The sequence below is a fragment of the Paenibacillus sp. J2L1-98 genome (assembly GCF_056269405.1).
The window spans coordinates 94,766-113,332 of record NZ_JBWDNW010000013.1; the positions used below are offsets into that span (position 1 = coordinate 94,766).

The following is an 18,567-nucleotide window of genomic DNA, read 5'->3' on the forward strand; positions in this document are numbered from 1 at the left end:
CAGTTGATCAGCTTCCGTTAACATCCGATTTGACCCGCGATCACCATCCGCTGGATCTCCGAGGTTCCCTCCCCTATTTCCAAAAGCTTGGCATCGCGCATGAAACGTTCCACCTCATACTCTCGCATATAGCCATAGCCGCCGTGGATCTGAACCGCCTGATCGCAAACCCGCATGCACATCTCGGAAGCAAACAACTTGGCCATCGCGGCCTCCTTCTTAAAGCCTCTTCCCTGATCTTTAAGCCAAGCTGCCTTATAGACCATATTGCGGGCTACCTCGATATTCATAGCCATATCCGCCAGTTTGAACCGGATCGCCTGGAAGGCAGATAAAGAACTCCCGAATTGTTTTCTCTGCTTCGCATATTGGAGAGATTTCTCGTATGCGCCCTGCGCAATTCCGACTGCCATGGCGCCGATCCCTATTCTTCCGCCGTCCAGCACAGCCAGAAACTGTTTATAGCCGTTTCCTTCTATGCCCAGCAGGTATTCTTTCGGTACAGCCACCCGGTCTAGTACAAGCTCGGTCGTATTCGAAGCGTGCAGTCCCATCTTCTCGTACGGACTCAGCACGGTAAAACCAGGCGCATCCGTCGGCACGATAAAAGCGCTTATGCCATTCGTTCCTTTGGACCGGTCCGTTACGGCGGTCAGGACGAGATTATGGGCATAGCTGGCATTGGTAATAAAACATTTGGTTCCGCTGATCAACCATTGGTCCCCGTCTTTGACAGCAGCCGTCCTTGTTCCGCCCGCATCGGATCCGGCATCCGGCTCGGTCAGCCCGAAAGCGCCCAAATACTCTCCCAGACACAAGGGAGTCAAAAAGTTAACCTTTTGCTCCTCCGTTCCAAAACGATCAAGCGGCGCTCCCCCTAAAGAAATATGCGCGGAGTAGGTAATTCCCGTGGATGCGCAGACCCGGCTTAACTCCTCCACGACGATGGCAAAGCTTATCGTATCCGCTCCTCCGCCCCCGTATTGCTCAGGAAATGGAAGACCCATGAGTCCGAGCTTTGCTAATTTCCCGAATATTTCGGCTGGAAAAGCACCTGTGCGGTCTCTTTCGACCGCCCCCGGAGCAACCTCCGATTGCGCAAAATCATGGATCAAATCTTTGATCATCGACTGCTCTGCCGTTAATTCAAAATGCATAAGCTCACAACCTCTCTAATTATGACTGGGAGAGATTTACGCTGTCCTCGACTTCGATTTCCATCCGCATGAAGCTGGCGGCGTAACATTTACCGAGATTATCCATTCGCATGGTCGCCGAGCCGCCCCCGCTTAAGGCTCCCCTGCAAACCAAATTCATCGCCAGCAGCTTCGGCACTAAATAACGGTGCACTTCTCCAACCACCAGTCCGTCAAAATGCGCCTTTACCCGTTCAGCGGTTACTTCTCTGACCAGCACTTCATAAAGGGATGCGTTTGGAGCAAAAACCGCGATATTAACGGTGTTTCCTTTATCGCCGGAACGTGCCTGCACAATATGCCGAAGCTGTACCCGTGCCATCGCTTACACCTCCAATACGCTCACCTGAACTCTGCTTTCAACGATGGCCCGGGGAACGAGACAAGACCACATCCCAAGCAGCTCGCGCGGCTTCAGCATACCAAGAAATCCGCCCATAGAAGGCGGGCCGCTGAGCATAAGCGGAGGAACGAGTCTGCTCAGCTTGGCTGCTTCTTCCCTGCTTCCGGCGCGCACAGCCATTCGCAAATACACTTCGTTCAGCTCCTCGGATGGCTCCTTCGCGAGCGGCCCATGCAGGGAATTATAGCCGAGATAATCCGTATGGACTTCTTCATATTGCAAGCCCATCCGCTGCATCTGGCTGCGGATAATCCGGTCTGCTGCCCTTGCCTTCTCTAATGCGTCCGGCCAGGAATATCCCCATATCGCTTGCCCGAGCCATCCGTCCGTATAGCCCATGACAACCTTAAGCGTATCGGGGCGTTCTTTTCCGAGAGCTCCAGTTACCCGAACCCGATTCTCGCCGGCATGCTGCAATTGAACTTCCGTAAGATCCAGTACAACATCAGGCGTAATATAAGCCGCAGGGTCATGAATCTCATACAGCAGCTGCTCCTTTACGGTATCTACCGAAACCAGCCCGCCCGTTCCTTCCGTCTTCGTCAGAATAAATTGTCCGTCCTCCTGGACTTCCGCTACCGGAAAGCCGATACGGTCTAAATGTTCAACAGCTTGCCAGTCCCCGCTGAAATTGCCGCCCGACGCCTGCCCGGAGCACTCCATGAGATGGCCCATCAACAGGCCTTGAGCCAAGCGGTTCCAATCCTCCTCTCCCCAGCCAAATTCATAGATGAGCGGAGCAAGAAATAGAGCGGAATCGGTCGTTCGTCCGGTTACGATCACGTCAGCTCCTTGCCGAAGCGCTTCCACGACGTGACCCGCTCCCAAGTAGGCGTTGGCAAATACGATGCGGCTGCTGATGGACGCTGCATCTCTTCCATCCTCCATGTGGGCAAGCGGCAGCCCCTGCTGCTTCCATTCCTCCAACTGATCTAAGACGTCATCGCCAGTAACCACCGCCACTTTAAGCCCTTCCATGCCAAGCCCGCCCGCAATACGCAGTACCTCCTGCTGGGCTCCCAGCGGATTCATTCCCCCTGCATTGGTCAGAATTTTAATGCCCTTCTCTTTGACAAGAGGGAGCAGCTCCTTCATCGTAACGGAAATATCTTTGGCATATCCCTTGGCAGGGTCTCTCTGCCGGTCCTTCTGCAGGATGGCCAGCGTTAATTCAGCCAGACTATCGAAGCATAAATATTGGACATTCCCATTCTTCGCCGTCTCGATGGCGGGCAAAAGGGAATCCCCGTAAAATCCTTGTCCTGCCCCAATCCGGATTTTTCTCATGTCGTCCTCCCTTCGAAATCCCATCATCCGGCGCCTAGTTCCTTATAACCATTGTATGGCGCAGCTGAGCACCCTATTCGACTTTCTCTTTCTGCAAAAAACACAAAAAAACGCAAGCCGTTTCGGCTTGAGTCTTAAATTTTCAACAAGTTGTCCGCTGCTCATAACTACCGCTAGTCTAGTCTTTGTTGAAGTGCTTGATTACAACATTTTTAAAGATCGCGGTGCCGCCTTCAGAAAAAAGGGTAATGGCTTTATCGTTTATTCCCGGGAAAATTTCATTGGAAAAAACGACTGTACCATCATCTATAAAAACCTCAATACTTGTTTTATCAATAAGGATCTTTAAGTGAACATTGTTCTTTTTCACATCAAATGGCGCTCTGCTTTCCAGATATCTGTTACTAGTATCGGGCTGCCCTGTAAAAGCTCTATTGACATAAGAGAATTGGCCTTCTGCAAAAACTCCAATATCCACATGGCGGGTTTTATTGGTTGATTCTCGAAGCCTTAATCCAACATTCTTGATCTCCGACCAAGATATATCGGTGTCAAGCTGGTACGTATCGCCTATTACAGGAAGCGTTGTAAATCCATTCACTTTTATTTGTTCAAAGGAATCCGTTGAACTTGTCAATTGATTTAATGCTTCAATTGGTTGTGATACCAACCGATACGTACGATCCTCTACTTGTTTTAATTTAATTTGACGAACAATGGAATCCGTTCCGTTAAAACCTTCTTTCAGCGTTGGCGTATTATGGGGGTAATCCCAATTATTCATCCAGGCCAAAGCATAACGAAGATTGTATTTATCGCTGTCTTTCCCCTCTTCAAACGTTACAGCACCATACCAATCAAAGCCATAATCTAACCACTGAGGTTCATTGTGATCCGGGAAAAATTCCATACCATTAAAGCTTCCAGTCCAGTAGGCGTATGTGTTTGGTTTACCTACCGATTTACCATTTGCGCTGGCACCAAGAACCCACTTAAATGTGCCGTCATTCGCCCGCATCAAATAAAGATCGGGGCACTCCGCAATTCCGATATTTTCCGTAAAGAAGCTGCTAGTATAGTGCCAATCTTTTAAATTGTGAGACTCGTAAAAACCTATTTTCGTTCCTTCCGCCATGACCATCACCCATTTATGAGCTTGGCGATCCCAAATCACTTTCGGATCTCTAAAATTTGCTGTGCCCGGATTCGGCATAATAGGATCGTCACGATAAGACTTAAACGTTTTTCCTTTGTCCGTACTGTACCATAAATATTGTTCCTGCTTCCCGCCGTCTGCAGAGGGCTGTGTTACAATCGCCACAAGAGCCCCTTTTCCAAAGCCTGCCGTATTCTTATCGTCGACAACGACGGACCCCGACCATGGATCACCATTTGGGTTTGTATATTTAGGAATGGCCACCCCTTCATCCTGCCAATGCACCAAATCCGTTGATGAAGCATGCCGCCATTCCGTACCGTTTCCATTTGGATAATCACGATTATAGAGATAATAGTAATGATATTTTCCATCCAAATATATCGGTCTCTGCGGGTCATTCTTCCATTTGTCGGGGACAGTGAAGTGGTAGACGGCACGATAGTTTGGCTTATGAACAACGGTTGTATCCATGCTCTTGTCCTTTCCCGAGTCATAAGACAGCACCATCTTTATCATCATCAAACAGATTAAGCAAAGGATGATTGCTATGATTCGTTTAATCGCTTTGTTATTTTTCTTCATGTCGACCACCTATTTTAAAAAAGAGAGAATGCCGATTAAAAATTGGCATTCTCTCTTTTTGTATTCCGGTATGCTTGCTATTAGTCAATCGTTAACTGCCCTTGTTCCAGGATGCTGTTTTTCACAACCGAAGTCTTGGAACCTTTAATGGTCATCAAGAAGCTAGGTCCGAAAGTGGAATGATTGTCCTCAAAGTAACCTCTGTTCGTCATGTAGTTTGTAATGACAACAGTATTCCCTTTCCCTTGCGGAATCGCAAAGTGGCAGTAACTCCAAGTAATATCATATGGATCAAGATCTTGATGCAATACCAGTCCTGTATCGTTCAATGGCTTGTATGGTCCGGTTAAAGAATCCGCCACATAACCTAACATGTAGATATCTCTCTTGGTGATTCCATCAACGAAAATTTTATTTCCTCTTGTACTTGTAAACAAATACCATTTACCGTTCATTTCAAATACGTTGGCACGTTCAATTTCGTCCGTGATGGTATTGGATGCGATCAGCGGCTTCAATTCTTTCTTGAACGTATAATCGTCGTTCAATTCAATGATACCGAGCGCGCCGTTCGCGATTTCCATATCTTTTTTGTGAGGGCTTAGCAGGTTTTTGTTTTTCTCCGTTTGGAAGAAAGCTTTGTTTCCACCATAGTAAGCTCTATTAAATAAGGATTGTTCACCTTGGTAACCCGTTTCCAAACCCGTATTGGCTTCAAAAACGAGGTATTTGCGGCCGTTCTCCTCGACATAGTGAGGATCTCTCAAGGTGTGGTTGTCGCTGAAATCTCCCTTGCTGAAACCGGTAATGTCAACGTTTTGATACGTCTTGCCGTCTTTGCCGTCATAGATCGATTTGAAATCTTCTACGCCACCGATTTTCAGCGTGGATGCATCCGGATTGGACACATTGATTTGAGCCGTTGTCAAGGTTTGCTTGCCGTAAAAACCGCGAGACGGATCCCATGGATGGCGGTTCGTATAGAACAAGCGAATTTTGCCGTCGGATGTCATAGTTGCGGAGCCGGACCACTCTTCGGCTTGATTGTTAAGAATCGAATCATTTGGAACGAATTTGTCGCTGTCCTTGAATACTCTGCCCGCATTTTTCCAGCTGTCGAGGGAATTGTCTCCTACTTTCTTATAGAACAGGTAAATAAATGTGTCCGATCCTCGTTTAGGGTCTCCCGCCAAAGCAAACACGATTTGGTAGCCCTTATAGTTTGCCGCGGTTCCATCCGCATTTTGCAGCGGCCAGCTATCCCAAACGTCCATCTCGATTTTATTGCCAAACTCGTCGTACTTGACGGCCGCAGGAATGTTGCGAATTTTTGAAGCGTCGAATTGTGGTACTTTGAATTGTTCATTCTTTTGCTGCTCCGGCAGCTTTAGTATGTCGGAACGGGTAATGTGGGAAAAACCGTAGCTCTCGTTGAAATCTTTGCTGTCTTTCTCGGCCGCGAATGCCTGTGCTCCGCCAACTGCCAGTAACAGCGAGGCTAACGTTACTGCTGTTGTTTGTTTAACAAACTTTTTGAAGTCCATAACAATCTCTCCCTCTCGATTATATGTTGCTGTTTCCTGTTTTTTATTTTAAAGAACAGCAACTGTTATGGACATGGTGTAGATTGATAGCTTTCAAGGAATAAATTGATATCATTCACTTATTGCGTTTTTTTCCCAAGTTTTTTGCAGTTCATGAAGCAATTGTTCGCGGTTCAGTTGTTTACCTACATAAGCTTGCATCAGTAAGCCAAACTCTTCTCTTGCCCTCTGGGGAAATTTAAACCAATTCCAAGATAGCGTTTTTTCCTCATCGATATAACGCATAAGATCGTTTACGAGCGGCTTCGAACGTTCCGTCCCGATATTTTTAAACGCCGATATAAATTTGAATTTTTCCTTCATGAACCTTTTACCCTGCTCTGAAGAAACCATCCAGTTTAATAATTTCTTTGCTTCTTGCTTTTTCTCCGGCGAAGATTGTTTATTAACAACCCAGTTATTGGATATGCCTACCGGCAGGGCATCATTTCGGGCGTCATCATTAATCGGCATAGGTAAAAAACCGATGTTCATATTTGGCGTTATTTGATCAATCTTGAACTGCACCCAATTTCCTTGTTTCAGAATCGCTGCTTTACCTGTTGCGAACAATTCGATTTCCGTGTTATAGTCGGTCGTCAAATAATTTTTATTGCCGTATTGAACGGTCAAATCCAGTATCCGGGTAAGGTTCTCGAACTTTTTGTTATGTTCGATCGTTTGCGTCCCTTCGTACAGCCCTTGAATAAAAGCGTCCGGATTGTCCTGTCGAGCGAAAGCAATATTGAGCAGAAGAACGAAAAACCAGGTATCTGAATATCCGTTTACAAAAGGGGTAATTCCGCTTTCATCCAGCTTTTCCGCCGCTGCCTTTAATTCGGTAAACGTTTTGGGCACGGTATCGATCCCGGCCTTTGCGAATAAATCCTTATTGTAAATAAAGCCATAGCCTTCATAATTGAACGGCATTCCGTATATTTTGCCATCCATCTTCATCGGCTCAAGCGCATCATCGTATGCATATTTCACCCATGGCTGATCGGACAAATCCTCCAGGTACCTTTTCCACATGATTGCATCCTCGTAACCGCCGTTCGGAAAAATATCCGGACCATTGTTTGCCGCAAATCTCGCTTTCATTTCGGCAAGGTAGTTTGCCCCTCCGCCAAAGGTTAAAATATTCACGCTGACATTCGGATTTTCCTTTTCATATTCTCTTATCATCTGTTCGAACTCTTTTGAAATTTCCACTTTGGGATTAAGAATCTCCAGGCTGATTTTCTCAATCGCAGCATCACGGTCCGATCTCTTCATCGGTTGGTTATTTGCTCCGCATGCAGCAAGCGACAAGGTAAGCAACCCGACAAAACCAATTTGTACAGCCTTGATTATCATAGATCCCCCTTTAATTTTTAACATAGCAGCCTATTAAATCATTATCCCGCCTCGTCTTTCACTCTCCTTTTTTTCTCAGCATTCCGATATTCAATAGGCGTCATGCCAACGTTCTTTTTGAACAGCTTCGAAAAGTAATTTTCGTCCTGATACCCGAGCGCCAGTGCGATCGAATATATTTTCTCATCCGTTTCGTATAAGCAGCGTTTCGCATGATCGATTCGTAATTGAGCGACATAGTTGGACAGGGTCATCCCTTGCTCTTGCTTGAATCGCCGCGAGATATGTTCACGGCTTAAGAAGAACCGGACCGACAGCTTGTCCAAGCTCAAATCTTGCATGTAATGCTCGTTTATATAGGTCACAATATCATGCATGCGCCTGTTATCGTCCAAATTCGTCAAGCGGTGGATGGTTCTGAAGTTTTGTTCGGCCATTGCCTTTTGCGCAAATTGAAAAGATTCCGGAAGCTCTTCAAGCGATTGCAGCGAAAAACCGCTTACCAGACGGACAGGAATTTCGGAATTCTGTGAAATCAATTCCTCAACCGAAAGGAAATTACCGTGAACCGAAAGGATCACACAGAGATTGGAATCGTTCTGCAGGGAATAAACATTTCCGAGCTCCCGGGTAACGATCTCTTCCTTCAAAAGCTGAAAAAAGGAACCCGGGTGATGGGTTTGATATAAATAAACCAAGGTAAGATCGTACGCATCAGCTTTAGGAAGCGATAAGGCAATTTTGCCGCAATCATATTGTTCTCCGTTAAACGCGGTGGTCATCTCCCGGTTTAAGCGGAACAGTTCGATCTCTTCACTGATACCCGGCTCACTGTTGCGACGTTCTTCCGCCTCTTTATTCCAGGCATTTACCGCTCCCGCCAAGGTTTCATTCAACGTTTCATCCTCAATCGGCTTCAGCAAATAATCGAAGCTGCCGTGTTGTATCGCTTTGCGCATGAAAGAATAGTCATCAAAACCTGTAATGAAAATCACTTTTCCCGGATAGCTATTGGCATCCAGCCACTCAATCAATTCGATCCCATTCTTTTTTGGCATATTTACGTCAACCATAATGATTTCAGGCTTCTCCCGTTCGATGAGCGGTATTGCCTCTTCTCCGTTTTTAGCCTCCATTATGCGGCTGATCCCATGCTTCTCCCATTTTCCCATGAAACGAATAAGTTTCCTCACATTGCATTCATCGTCCACAATTAGAGCTTTCATAAATGTTCTTCCTCCTCGTGATGGATGGGGATTACCAGCTGTACGGAAAAACCCTGTCCCTTCATCGAATCCAGTGTTATACCCGCTGCCTTTCCATAATGCAGAACGAGGCGGTCATTAATATTTTTTAAGCCGATATGCTCAAGCGACTCTTCCCCTTGGAACGGCGCATAGATTTTATTGTTTAATGCCCGGAGCTCACAACTTGTCATCCCCTTTCCGTTATCCTCCACAACAAGAATCAAATTTTCGGATTGCAATTTTCCGTAAATACGCAAGGAAGCGTTATCGCAGCCCGCTTCATAACAGTGTTTAAAAAAGTTTTCAACAAGCGGCTGCAAAATCATGCTTGGAACTGAAATATCAAGAATCAATTCGGGTAAATCGATGGAGTAGGTAAAATCGGTTTGAAAACGCTCCTCCTGAAGATTCAAATAAGCTCTTACATATTCCGCTTCACTCCGAACAGTTACCTTCAAATCTGTACGAATCGAGTACCGCATCATTTTGGATAAAGAGGTGATCAACCGGTAAACTCTCGGTGATTCGTAAAGCGCGGCCACCGCGCCAATCGACTGAAGAGCGTTAAACAAAAAATGAGGATTAATCTGGGACATCAGCGCTCTGTGCTGGTTTTTCCGGTTCTCGATATCCAACTTGTACTCCCGGTCGATGTGGCGGTTTATCCGTTCCATCATAGCCTTGATATGTCTTTCGAGATGGCCGATCTCGTCTTCCCGGTTATCGTCAAACGGGGCATTCATATTCGTGCCTTCAATTCGTTGAACTTTTCGGCTAAGCCGTTTGATCGGATAAGTAATCTTGTGTGAAATAACGGCGATCATTAATAAGCCCAAGCCGACCACGATTACTCCGACGATAATATTCGTATAGGCGGTCTTCCTAACGTCCTTATATAGAAAATCGCTTTCGGTTATTGTTACTAAACGCCATCCATTTAACGGTTCAGACAGCGTTGTTGAAAGGATAATATTGCCGTCCGATGTGGGTTCACCTTCGGCCGATTGCTGAATTTTGTTTACCAAATCGGCCGGAACAGTTTTGCCGATCATCGCTTCATCGCTTGCGTAGATGACTTGACCATTAGAATCGTAAAGCAGAAAGGCTTCTTTATTCTGCTGAAGAAAAAGCTTTGACAGGCGGGCAAATTTGCTCAAATCGATATCGATCGTGACGATACCGAGAAATTTTTTCGACAAGGCGTCCAAAATTTTATAATGGATCGTTAAAACCATCCGTTTGTCCGATGAGGGTATAATCATCGTGTTGTTATAATTTACAATCGGGTGGGGCGGTTCGATCAGAAAGTTCGTTTCAGCGTTTATCAGCTTTTGGATGGCAGCCTGTTTCATTAATTCCGGCTGCCACTTACGGGAACTGACCATGGCATTATAAACCGTAAACGAGTCTTTTCCTGCATCGATGTAAGTCCGCACCTGCCTAATTTCGCTCTTCATCAGATAAAAGGCGGTCATCCCTTTATTAATTTCACGCTGATTGAAATAAAGGGAGCGCTCAATGCCTCTCTCGAATACCATGAACAAATCGGGATTTCGGTATAAACTGTAAGGAAGATTTATCAGTTCATTGAAGTATTGCTCCAGCTCTTCGGACGCCAGCTGCATTTGCTCGCGGCTGTTCTCAAGCTCGTGCCGTTCCACATTCTCCTTCGTTTGCCGATAAATCAACAGCACGGACAGAATATACGGAAGAATAATAAAAACAAGCAGCATGATTAACAGGCGGCTTTGTATGCTTTTGCTTTTCACAGTAATGCTCCTTGTTTAGTCCCCCAACGCCGTCATAATTTAGCGACGAACTGGTGATTATTAAGTGCGAAGCAAGGAAATAGACATATTGGCCGACCATATCCCCCAATCCGCTAGCTTGCCGCAACTTTTCCGGACGATCAATTCCGTACCGATTGTCACATACATAGACACCCTTCAAGCCGCCGGCTTAACATATTCATCATCATTTCGCAGCCGCTTGCGGTCGATCATGTACGAACGGTTTATATTGAATTTTCTCCGCTATACCGAAATCCGTTGACGCATTTCATCGTTCACCGACAACGCCTGATCGTTATTCGATACCCTTGAAAGAGTGGCTGTAGAAACGTTAGCTAGCGCAGCAATATCTTTAATAGTCGTCAATTTTTATATCCATTAGTTTAGTAAATTTATTAACTAAATTCATTATATCAAAGTGTAACCATTTTGTAATGATAATTATAAAAAAATCGCCCTCGACCTAACCCGGAGGCAGGATCAAGGGCAACCCGATCAAACGGTTACGATTTTATTATATTTTGATAAGAACAGATGCAGCGTTCTAAAGTTGGGGTCTACATTAAAATAGTATCCGTTGATGCCTGTAGAATCGGCTCTAAAAATGACCGATCCCGCCCCGCCGGCTTTATCCAGCTTGAGATCCGTTTCATACGTGAAATTTGTACATGACAAAATCCCCCACAAAACCAACGTCGGTCTCTCTTCCGTCCTTCATTGCGATTACCGTCACAGTATTAATAACTTTATAACTTATTATGTTTAACGGTTACGAGAAATGGATCTGATACGATTTTAAATGTTCTAGTTTTTAATCGCTCGGATCTATCTTCGCATTAAAAAGACAAGCCTAGCCCCCGAAAATAATGAAGGGCAGGCTTGTCTTTCCCGCATTTCTATGTCTTACTTGACGAAGCGGTCGTCTTATTGAATTTTCACTTTGTGGTTCTCATTGACAGGGACTTTAACATACAGAATTTTTTCTGCAGCATCGAAGAAGTAACCTCTTTCCTGTTGGTTCAGTTCCTCCATGCTTGCGGCTTTCGCGTATTTGTTCTTAGCAGCTTGTACTTTTTTCGGTGCTTCAACATCATGAAGCTTCAGCGTGAAAAACTGAATGTCGGATGCATAGTTTTGAGATTTTTTGTTCTGCTCGAATTCGATTAGGCTACCTTTCTTTTCCACATGGAAGTCGGTAACGTTGAATTCACCTCTAGTGTAATCCTCTGAATTTGCATCATCTTCATAGAAACTGTAAGAAGCCTCGTTGTTAAGATAAGTGTCAAGAATCAGATTGGTCAGTTTTTTCTCGCCGGTGTACTGCTGAACTTCACGGCGCGGAATGATCGAGTCCTGCTTTACATAGATCGGCAATGTACCGAGATCGGCTTGGCGGGGAATCGTCTGGCCGCCTTCAAACTTCTCGCCGGTCCAATAGTCCACCCATTTCTCGCCGGCCGGGAGGTACACACTGCGTGACGTTGCGCCTTGATGCACCACAGGCGCGATCATAAGCGAATCGCCGAACATGTATTGGTCTTCGATGTTATAGGTTTTCGGGTCATGCTGGAATTTATACACGAGCGGCTGCTGAATAGGTTGCCCGTTTTCCTGCGCTCTTTTGAACTGGTTGTACAGATAAGGCAGCAGTTCATAGCGCAAGGAGATATATTTACGGCTGATGTCCTCGACTTCCTTGCCGAATGCCCACGGTTCTTGCGCTTTATCCCAGCTGTAATGGTCGCGGGAGAACGGTACGAAGGCGCCGACCTCGATCCAGCGGGCAAACAGTTCCGCACTCGGCACGTCCTGCGACGTAGGTTTCGCAAAGCCGCCGATGTCGTTGCCGACAAACGGTGCGCCGGACAATCCGAGATTTCCGTTCATCGGGATCGTCATGCGTAGATGGTCCCAGTTGCTGGAATTATCACCGGTCCAGATGGCTGCGTACCGCTGGGTTCCCGCATACGCGGCCCGGGTAAGCACGAACGGACGGACGTTCGGCTTGTTTAATTTGAACGCGTTGTACGTCGCTTCGTTCTCCAGATGGGCAAAGATATTATGAATCTCTTTGTTCTCTTTTTTGCTGCCGTCATCCGCCTCAAAGATCGTATCTAGCGGCATCGACCATCCGGGACCGCCGAAGACGGCCGGTTCGTTCATGTCGTTCCAAATGCCGGCTACGCCCTTGTCAAACAGCGCTTTGTGCTTTTTCGCCCACCAATCGCGGACATCACTTTTCAGGAAGTTCGGGAAAACGGAGTCGCCCGGCCAAACATTGCCGATATAGGTGCTGCCGTCGGCTTTTTTCACCCAGAAATTGTTTTTGGTGCCTTCCTGGTACGTATCGAAGCTGTCCTCGACTTTAACGCCGGGATCGTTAATCGTCACGTATTTGAAATTCAGTTTGTCCAAATCTTCCTTCATCTTGCCCGGATCCGGATATTTCGGTCCCCAGGTAAACACGCGATATTCATCCATATAATCGATGTCCGCGTACATCGCATCCGCGGGAATTTCCTTCTCACGGAATGTTTTGGCGATGTTCACGATGTCATGCTGCCAATAACCCCATTTGCTTTGATGGAATCCGAGCGACCACTCCGGCGGCAGATTGATCTTGCCGGTCAACTCGGTATACCGGTCAACGATGTCTTCGATTTCCGGACCGTTAATGAAATAATAAGTCAGTTTTCCGCCGTCGGCATAGAAGTAATAGTAATCGTCGCTTTCCTTCGCCATGTTGAAATGGGAACGGAACGTATTATCGAAGAAAATACCGTACGCCTTCTCGCCCTTCAAGCCGATAAAAAACGGAATGGTGGCATAAATATATTTCGTATCTTTCGTATAGCCGTAAGCATCCGTATTCCACATGCCGATATCGTAACCGCGTTTGTTCAAGCCGCCGGTTTGCTCGCCGAAACCGTAAAAGTTTTCGCTCTTGTCGGTTTTCTTGAACACGTAGGGCTTTCCGGTTTCATATCCGGACCCTTTCACGTCGTCTTCATTTATTACGTCCCCATTCTTATCTAAATATTTGATGCCGAACGGGCTTTTCTTGATGTCTACCGTCAAGTTGTCTGTCGTAAGGACGATTCGCTTATCATCTTCCTTCACTTTGAATTTAGGGGCAGGCCAATCTTTTTTGGCGATCCCAGGAGAAACAAACTCTTCCTCGCCTTTGTTTAAGACCGACACCTTAGCCATATCGGATGTGAGCATCCGTATATAGGATACCTGCCCGCCTAAATTAAGCTTTACGCCATTCTCCAGCTTCTCGACGCTTTGTACCGTCATTGGCTGCTGCAGTTTGTTTTTCTCCAGAGACGTATCGGGAGCCGGCTGCTGGACTTCAGCAGAGACCGGTTCGGCAAGATAAAACTGTGAAACGGCACTACCTGAGAACAGAACCGCTGCTGATAAAAATAATGACGACCATCTCTTTACTTGCTTCATCTGAGTTTTCCTCCTTGAATAAGGATATTAATTTTTCGAAAAAAAGGGTTGGAGACAAGAATCTCCAACCCTATTTTTGTGGTCTGGCTATGGCCGACAGTCTGTATCAGTTTACTCCGACATTCGCCTGAATTTTCACTTTGTGTTTCTCGTTTACCGGGATTTTGATATAAAGCACATTTTCATTCGCATCGAAGTAGTAGGCTCTTTCTTGCCCGTTCATTTCTTCCATGCTGCCTGCTTTCGTGTACTTGTTATTAGCAGCTTGTACTTTCTTCGGTTCTACGGACTTATGAAGCTTCAGCGTGTAGGACTGAATGTCAGATGCGAAGTTTTGAACTTTTTTGTCCTGTTCGAATTCAATGTGGTTTCCTTTGTTTTCCACATGGAAGTTGGTTAGGTTGAATTCGCCTCTCGTGTAATCCTCTGTAGTCGCATCATCCTGATAGTAGCTGTAAGAAGCATCGTTCTTCAGATAGGTGTCGAGAATCAGATTCGTCAGTTTCTTCTCACCGGCATACTGCTGAACTTCGCGGCGCGGAACGATCGTATCTTGCTTCACGTAGATCGGAAGCGTTCCAAGGTCGGCTTCTTTATGGATCGTTTGGCCGCCATCAAACTCTTCACCCGTCCAGAAGTCCACCCATTTCACGCCGGATGGCAGGTAAACGTCACGGGATGTTGCGTCTTTATGAACAACCGGTGCAATCATCAGAGAATCGCCGAACATAAATTGGTCTTCGTTGTTATAAGTGTTCGGGTCATCCTGGAATTGGAACACGAGCGGCTGCTGAATCAGATTTCCGGTTTCATGAGTTTGTTTGAACGCGTTTTGCAGGTAAGGCATCAGTTCATAGCGCATATTAATATACTTGCGGCTGATATCCTCAACTTCCTTGCCGAACTGCCATGGTTCTTGTCTATTAATATTTTGCTTAACCGATGGGCTGTCACCGTCATTATTGTAATGGTCACGGGAGAACGGCAGGAAGGCACCAAGCTCAACCCAGCGTGCAAACAATTCCGGCGTACAGATTTCACCCAATTGTTTATTTTTCGTAAATCCGCCGATGTCATTTCCGACAAAGGGGTGACCCGCCAAACCGACATTGGCATTCATCGGAATGGACATTCTGAGATGTTCCCATGTACTGTGGTTATCGCCTGTCCAAGTTGCGGCGTAACGCTGAGTTCCCGTATATCCGGCACGCGTCAACACAAACGGACGGATGTTAGGTTTGAGTTTTTTGAATGCGTTGAAAGACGCTTCTTCCTCCATATGTGCGTAAATGTTGTGAACCTCTTCATGGGTATGTTTGACGCCGTTATCATCTTCAAGTACAGCATCCAGCGGCAGCGTCCAGTGATCTTTGGCAATGAAACTTACCGGTTCGTTCACGTCATTCCAAATGCCGTCTATGCCTGTATCAAAAAACGGTTTATACTGCATTGACCACCAGTCCTGAGTTTCTTTTTTCATGAAATTCGGATAAACGGAAGATGGCGGGGCCGACGGATTCCAAGGCCAAAGTTTGCCAAGGTAGGTGCTGCCGTCCGCATTCTTAACCCAGAGATCTTTTTTGGTTCCTTCTTCATAAACACTATAGCCCGGCAAGGCCCTGATAGCCGGATCGAAAATATTTACTTGATGGAAACCCATCTCTTCCATACGGTTGCCCAGTCCGGCAGGGTCAGGAACTTTTTTGCCCCATGTAAAGGCTTTATAGTCGTCCATATATTCGATGTCAAAGAACAATCCATCTGCTGGAATTTTCTTTTCGCGGTACCCGTTCGCTACTTCTTCCATGTCGTTTTGTGAATATGCCCAGCTTGATTGATGGAAGCCCAAAGACCATTCAGGCGGCAAAGGGACTTTGCCGGTCAAATCGGTATATCGGTCAACCACGTCTTTGATTTGCGGTCCATTGAAGAAATAATAGGTCAGTTTTCCGCCATCGGCGTAGAAGTAATAGTAATCGTCGCTTTCCTTTGCAAAGTTGTAATAAGTGCGGTACGTATTATCGAACAAAATACCGTACGCCTTTTTATCTTTCAAACCGATAAAGAACGGAACAGATTGATAAATGTATTTCGACTCATACGGGAACGGATCCTGATGCCAGATTCCTTCTTCCTTGCCGCGTTTGTTCAAGCCGTCGGTTTTCTCGCCTAAACCATAAAAGTTTTCATTTTTATTGGTTTTCTTGAACACGTAAGGCTTCCCGTTTTCGTAACCTACGCCCTGCTCCCCATCCTCGTTAATGACGTTCCCGTCTTTATCCAAATATTTGATTCCGAACGGGATTTTCTTGATATCTACCGTTAAGCTGTCAGTCGTAATGACGATTCTCTTATCGTCTTCCTTCACTTTGAATTTAGGCGCAGCCCAATTCGTTTTAGCGATCCCGACAGAGGTAAATTCTTTATCTCCTTTGTTTAAGAGCGACACCTTGGCCGTATCAGCTGTAAGCATCCGAATGTAAGCTTCTTGGTTGCCTAAATTAAGTTTTACGCCATTTTCCAACTTCTCGGAGCCTTGCACTGTCATCGTTTTTTGCAGATTGTTTTTGTCCAGAGGCCTATCGTCGGTCGGCCTGAATGCTTCTACCGGGAACACCAAATCCTCTGCAAACACCTGAACGGAATTACCTGAGAATAGAACAGCAGTTGCTAATAGTAATGGTGCCCATTTCTTCATACGTTTTTGTTTCATTTGTTTTCGTTTCATTCAGCTTCTCTCCTTGTCATAGATAAGAGTGTGATAACAAAACATGATAAATGACATAAAATTTGCATGACTTATCATGCTTCCCAATACTTATACCCTCTCTTATTCTCTCCCCCCGCAAGTCAGAATGTTCTAGCAGTATTCCGTTTACATGATTAATGTTAAGTTAACTGACACATGTACAACAATAGCGACATGGACTCAAAAAATTAGCTGCAAGAAATAGGGGGGATGGTCCGTATTTATATTGATATTGCCTGCTATATCGATTTAATGAAATCATTTTGCAGGAGCTCCAATGTCAAGAGCAGCAAGCATTTCAATCTTTATGCAAGCAGGAAAAATTGCATCAATATAAGTATAGGCCCCAAATTAGAGAACCCCATCTCCAAACAGTGAAGGATAAAAATATGGTATTATTAGGAAAATATATTTTTGATCTTTTAAAAGATTAACAACATGTGCGGCGAACTATAAACTTTACAATAAAAACAAAAAGAGTTGAGAATTATTTAAATTCTCAACCCTTTTGAAATTATTTTTCCGAATATTTGTTCCACGACTTTTGGAATTGCTGCAGAAGTTGATCCCCGTTCATTTGTTTAGCGATATAGGCTTGCATGGCAGGACCAAAATCATCGCTTACTCCGGGTGGGTACTTGAACCAGTACCAAGATAATGTTTTTCCTTCTTTAGCGTATTTCATAAGATCTTCGGCAAGCGGACCCGGATTTTTGACTTTTATATTGGAAAAGGCGGGAATAAATTTAAACTGCTCGGTCATGAGTTTTTTACCTTGCTCCGAAGAAACCATCCAATTCAAGAACTTCTTAGCCTCCGCTTTCTTTTCATTGGTTGTTTTTTTATTCACGACCCAGTTGTTTGGAACGCCAATCGGCAATGCATCATTTTTCAATGTATCATCACTAATCGGAATCGGAATAAATCCTACATTCATATTCGGTGAGATTTTGTCCAAAAACGGCTGTATCCAGTTTCCTTGTTGGATCATCGCCGTTTTACCTTTTGCAAATTCGGTGACTTCCGTATTGTAATCTATAGTCAGTGGATTTTTATTGCCATAGCGGATCGTTAAATCAAGCAGCCGAAGCAAACCTTTAAAATGTGAGTTCCCTTTAATTTTTTGCGTTCCATCCGTTAACCCTCTAATAAAAGAGTCCGGGTTTTCCTGATGGGCAAATGCGATGTTTAACATATGGACACCCAGGAACGGTGTTTCCGCGTATCCAATCGCAAATGGAGTGATATTCATGGCGCTTAGCTTTTTTGAAACATTCATCAATTCGCTCAGTGTTTTCGGCGTTTCCTTAATACCCGCTTTCGCAAACAAATCTTTATTGTATATAAAACCGTAACCTTCCAAATTCATCGGCATGCCGTAAATTTTTCCGTTCATTTTCATCGGTTCTAACGCATGTTCATACGCATTTGCGATCCAAGGCTGATCGGACAAATCTTCCAGGTACTCTTTCCATAGTTTTGCTTCTTCATAACCGCCGTTCGTAAAAATATCCGGCCCTTTCCCCAGAACAAATTGAGTCTTCAGCAAAGCACGGTCATCCGAGCCCCCGCCGACAGTTCGAATGTGAATTTCCACACCCGGATTTTCTTTTTCGTATGCATTTACCAGTTGCTCAAACTGGGAGTCAATTTCCACCTTGGGATTTAACACTTCCAGTACGATTTTCTCATTGGCGGCACTTTTTTTAAGTTCTTCCTCTTTCATCGCTCCGCACGCTGCAAGCAATATGGTCAT

At 45.3% G+C, this 18,567-nt stretch carries 13 protein-coding genes; all 13 read right to left on the reverse strand.

Going from position 1 to position 18,567, the window contains the following annotated elements:
- Positions 1 to 17: 17 nt before the first annotated feature.
- Positions 18 to 1,157 (reverse strand): acyl-CoA dehydrogenase family protein, encoded by a 1,140-nt coding sequence (locus AC0YNZ_RS21125; protein WP_475828475.1) that lies wholly within the window; start codon positions 1,155 to 1,157, stop codon positions 18 to 20.
- 19 nt (positions 1,158 to 1,176) lie between these two features.
- Positions 1,177 to 1,518 (reverse strand): AtuA-related protein, encoded by a 342-nt coding sequence (locus AC0YNZ_RS21130; RefSeq protein ID WP_475828476.1) that lies wholly within the window; start codon positions 1,516 to 1,518, stop codon positions 1,177 to 1,179.
- 3 nt (positions 1,519 to 1,521) lie between these two features.
- Positions 1,522 to 2,886: an acyclic terpene utilization AtuA family protein gene (locus tag AC0YNZ_RS21135; protein WP_475828477.1), complete on the reverse strand. Its 1,365-nt coding sequence runs from the start codon at positions 2,884 to 2,886 to the stop codon at positions 1,522 to 1,524.
- A gap of 178 nt (positions 2,887 to 3,064) precedes the next feature.
- Positions 3,065 to 4,552: a glycoside hydrolase family 32 protein gene (locus tag AC0YNZ_RS21140; RefSeq protein WP_475828523.1), complete on the reverse strand. Its 1,488-nt coding sequence runs from the start codon at positions 4,550 to 4,552 to the stop codon at positions 3,065 to 3,067.
- A gap of 155 nt (positions 4,553 to 4,707) precedes the next feature.
- Positions 4,708 to 6,171 carry a glycoside hydrolase family 68 protein gene (locus AC0YNZ_RS21145; protein ID WP_475828478.1) on the reverse strand — a complete coding sequence of 488 codons (1,464 nt, stop codon included), beginning with the start codon at positions 6,169 to 6,171 and terminating at the stop codon, positions 4,708 to 4,710.
- Between the two features lie 111 nt (positions 6,172 to 6,282).
- Positions 6,283 to 7,566, reverse strand: coding sequence for an ABC transporter substrate-binding protein (locus AC0YNZ_RS21150; RefSeq protein WP_475828479.1), 1,284 nt, complete (start codon positions 7,564 to 7,566; stop codon positions 6,283 to 6,285).
- Between the two features lie 41 nt (positions 7,567 to 7,607).
- Complete coding sequence (locus AC0YNZ_RS21155) at positions 7,608 to 8,792, reverse strand: response regulator (RefSeq protein WP_475828480.1); 1,185 nt, start codon at positions 8,790 to 8,792, stop codon at positions 7,608 to 7,610.
- Positions 8,789 to 10,582 carry a cache domain-containing sensor histidine kinase gene (locus AC0YNZ_RS21160; protein ID WP_475828481.1) on the reverse strand — a complete coding sequence of 598 codons (1,794 nt, stop codon included), beginning with the start codon at positions 10,580 to 10,582 and terminating at the stop codon, positions 8,789 to 8,791. The genes AC0YNZ_RS21155 and AC0YNZ_RS21160 overlap by 4 nt, the downstream gene beginning before the upstream one ends.
- A gap of 264 nt (positions 10,583 to 10,846) precedes the next feature.
- A complete protein-coding gene (locus AC0YNZ_RS21165) occupies positions 10,847 to 10,969 on the reverse strand; it encodes a LacI family DNA-binding transcriptional regulator (protein ID WP_475828482.1) in 123 nt (40 codons plus the stop codon).
- A 129-nt stretch (positions 10,970 to 11,098) separates the two neighbouring features.
- Complete coding sequence (locus AC0YNZ_RS21170) at positions 11,099 to 11,296, reverse strand: hypothetical protein (protein WP_475828483.1); 198 nt, start codon at positions 11,294 to 11,296, stop codon at positions 11,099 to 11,101.
- 231 nt (positions 11,297 to 11,527) lie between these two features.
- Positions 11,528 to 14,062, reverse strand: a complete 2,535-nt coding sequence (locus tag AC0YNZ_RS21175; protein ID WP_475828484.1) for a glycoside hydrolase family 31 protein — start codon at positions 14,060 to 14,062, stop codon at positions 11,528 to 11,530.
- Between the two features lie 106 nt (positions 14,063 to 14,168).
- Positions 14,169 to 16,790, reverse strand: coding sequence for a glycoside hydrolase family 31 protein (locus AC0YNZ_RS21180; protein WP_475828485.1), 2,622 nt, complete (start codon positions 16,788 to 16,790; stop codon positions 14,169 to 14,171).
- Positions 16,791 to 17,325: 535 nt separating this feature from the next.
- A complete protein-coding gene (locus AC0YNZ_RS21185; protein ID WP_475828524.1) occupies positions 17,326 to 18,567 on the reverse strand; it encodes an ABC transporter substrate-binding protein in 1,242 nt (413 codons plus the stop codon).